Source organism: Sulfurimonas sp. (assembly GCF_016744025.1).
Classification (GTDB): domain Bacteria; phylum Campylobacterota; class Campylobacteria; order Campylobacterales; family Sulfurimonadaceae; genus Sulfurimonas.
Genome location: NZ_JADGFC010000203.1, coordinates 1 through 3141, shown reverse-complemented (window position 1 = coordinate 3141; position 3141 = coordinate 1). Strand labels below are relative to the sequence as shown.

Sequence of the window (3141 nt, the reverse complement as noted above, 5' to 3'; positions counted from 1 at the left end):
ACTCCATCTTAAAAATGATTATATTTTTCATCAAAAAATCCTCTATTTTATGTCACTGCTTAAACTAAATAGTCTAATAGTAAATTGTACCTAGAATTAAGTATGGGCCTTAGTGCTCTATTGGCATCTAGTATATTAGCACAAGAAAAGATTACAGTTTTTCACGCTGGTAGTTTAGCAGTACCATTTGCTAATATTGAAAAAGCATTTGAGAGTAACTATCCTCAGTATGATGTACAAAGAGAAGCAAGTGGTAGTAGAGCTGCTGCAAGAAAGATTTCTGAAATAGGTAAAGCGGCTGATGTAATGGCTAGTGCTGACTATAATGTAATAGACAACTTACTTATTCCTAATCATGCAAAATTTAATGCACAGTTTGCAACAAATGAGATGGCAATAGCTTATACTTCTAAAGCAAAATATGCAAAAGAAATCAATTCACAAAACTGGCCTGAAATCTTTTTAAGAAAAGGTGTTAAAGTTGGACATTCTAACCAAAATATGGACCCATGTGGATATAGATCTGTATTAGTTACAAAACTAGCAGAAGAGTATTATAAGACTCCAGGTTTTTATGATAAACTATTTGGATACGGTGACTCATATAAAGTTGGCGAAGAAGACAGAAAAAAAGTAGTTGTTAGACCAAAAGAAACGGACCTTCTTGGACTTATCGAAGCTAATGCTTATGATTACCTTTATATCTATAAATCTGTTGCAGAGCAACATGGTTTGAATTATATTACTCTTCCAAAACAAGTATCACTTAAAGATAATGAATTTAAAGACTTTTATAAGACTGCTTCATTTCAAATAACTGGTAAAAAACCAGGTCAATTCATCACTAAAAAAGGTGGAGCGATGGTATATGGTATAACTGTTGCTCAAAACAAAAAATCTCCTGCTAATAAAGAAGGTGCAATTAAATTTGTAAACTTTGTACTTTCAGACGAGGGTCAAGCTATCATGATTAAAAATGGTCAAGGAGTTATATCTCCTGCAAATATTACTGGTGACGCTTCAATAATAGGAAAATAATAAAGAATGTCTTACTTAAAAATACAAAATCTTTCAAGTAACCCAGGTGATTTTTCACTAAAGAATATAAATCTAGACATACAAAATAATGAATATTTTGTACTTCTAGGTCAAAGTGGAAAAACTATGTTGCTTGAAACCATTGCCGGACTTAATCCATGTAGCGGTAGTGTGATTTATAAAGGTATTGATATCTCTTTACTACCAACTGAGAAGAGAGATATAGGTTTTGTGTATCAAGACTTTGCACTATTTCCAAATCTAAGTGTAGAAGAAAATATTAGATTTTCAGCTAAATACAAAAAAATAGAAGATGCAGATGAATTATTTAATGATTTAGTAGATTTTTTAAAGCTTGAAAATCTACTTGGTCGTAGTACTCAAGCCTTAAGTGGCGGAGAAAAACAGCGTGTAGCAATAGCTAGAGCCATATTTTCACGACCAAAGATATTACTTTTAGATGAGCCATTAAGTGCAATAGATCCAACTTTTAGAAATGCAATCATGAAAAGCTTGAAGGATATTCACAGAAGATATGATGTTATTACTATTCATGTTACACATAACTTTAGAGAAGCTTCTTATCTAGCTGATAAAATTGCAATTATTATGGATGGCGAGATTAAACAAGTTGGAGATGCCAGAGAGGTTTTAAATAACCCTATTAATATAGAAGTAGCTACATTTTTAGGTTTTAAAAATATTTTTCCAGCATCTATGCTAGGAGATGAATTTTCTACAAAAGTCTATTCTGTAGATCCAAATGTTATTAGACTATCTAAAAATAAAGATATGAATACTGATTACATATTTGAAGGAATAGTTGATGAGTGTATGGGAATTATAGACCATTATAAACTTTTCGTAAAAGTTGAAGAACATCAATTTTTTATAAAAATATTAAAAAGAGATTATGAAGGCTGTTATGCAGATAGAACACATAAGATTCAAATAGGCTTTGATAAAAAAGACATAAGTATCATATAACTTGTAACTTCAAAAAATAAATTAAGAGAAAAGAATGAAATCAATAGATAGAACCAATACATTTAACATAACATTAATAGTCTTAGCCCTGATTGTAGTATTTTTTCTTAGTGCTCCTATTATAAAAATATTTATTGGGGTAGGAAGTGAAAAGTTGCTTGAGACCATTAAAGATGGTGAAGCAATTAGCTCTATTATTCTTACGATGAAAGTCTCTGCATGGTCAATGCTATTTGTTTTATGCACAGGTCTGCCATTAGCATATATAATAGCTAGGTATGATTTTTATGGAAAAAGCTTAGTTGAGTCGCTGATTGATATCCCAGTTATGATTCCTCATACTGCAGCGGGAATTGCTCTGCTTACAACTTTTGGAGACACTTCAATAGGCGATTTTTTTAAATTCTTTGGTATAGAATTTATTGGTACTGAGTATGGAATCATGATAGCTATGATGTTTTTATCAGCTCCATTTTTAATCAATAGTGCAAAAGATGGCTTTAGAAAAGTAGATGTAAAACTAGAAAAAACGGCAAGAACTTTGGGAGCTTCTCCAATAAATGTGTTTTTTAGAATTACAATCCCTAATGCAAAAAAAGATATCATCAACGGTGCTTTAATGATGTGGAGTCGAGGTCTTGGTGAGTTTGGTGCAATTGTAATTTTAGTTTATCATCCTATGACAACACCTGTTCTGATTTTTGATAGGTTTAATAGTTATGGACTTAGCTACAGTGCTCCTTTAGCAGCAGTAATTATAGGCTTTAGTATGTTAGTTTTTTTAATAGTTAGATTTATTACAAATCGCTTATAATTAAGAATCTTTTTTCAACTCACTAATAATTTCCATCTGACGCTTAGCTATATACTGTTGCAATATGCCTTTGTTTATTATGTCTAAATGACATAAAAGAACAACTTTAAAGCCATCTTTTACTTTTTCAATCCTTTTGACTGTTGCTTCAGTTGAAAAGGTTGTCATAATATCATCTATATGAATCATAATTTCTATAGATACAAAACTATAATGAACCCCTAAAACTGAACCAGTAAAATTTGTTTTCTTATTTCAAAAATGATAAAATTGAAATAGAAAATATAGGGATTAAATATGAG

4 protein-coding genes are annotated in these 3141 nt (G+C 30.7%); 3 read left to right on the top strand and 1 reads right to left on the bottom strand.

Annotated elements, in window-relative coordinates:
- Nucleotides 1–102: 102 nt before the first annotated feature.
- From wtpA to QZZ48_RS15140, 3 genes are read left to right on the top strand one after another with little or no spacing between them, the layout of a single operon-like run.
- Nucleotides 103–1038: a tungstate ABC transporter substrate-binding protein WtpA gene (gene wtpA, locus QZZ48_RS15150; RefSeq protein WP_294967095.1), complete on the top strand. Its 936-nt coding sequence runs from the start codon at nucleotides 103–105 to the stop codon at nucleotides 1036–1038.
- 6 nt (nucleotides 1039–1044) lie between these two features.
- Entirely contained in the window at nucleotides 1045–2025 is a 981-nt protein-coding gene (locus tag QZZ48_RS15145) for an ATP-binding cassette domain-containing protein (protein WP_294967094.1), read from the top strand.
- Nucleotides 2026–2059: 34 nt separating this feature from the next.
- Nucleotides 2060–2839: an ABC transporter permease gene (locus QZZ48_RS15140; RefSeq protein ID WP_294967093.1), complete on the top strand. Its 780-nt coding sequence runs from the start codon at nucleotides 2060–2062 to the stop codon at nucleotides 2837–2839.
- On the opposite strand, the gene QZZ48_RS15135 is transcribed toward QZZ48_RS15140, so the two are convergent.
- Entirely contained in the window at nucleotides 2840–3028 is a 189-nt protein-coding gene (locus tag QZZ48_RS15135) for a hypothetical protein (protein ID WP_294967092.1), read from the bottom strand.
- Between the last annotated feature and the right edge of the window lie 113 nt (nucleotides 3029–3141).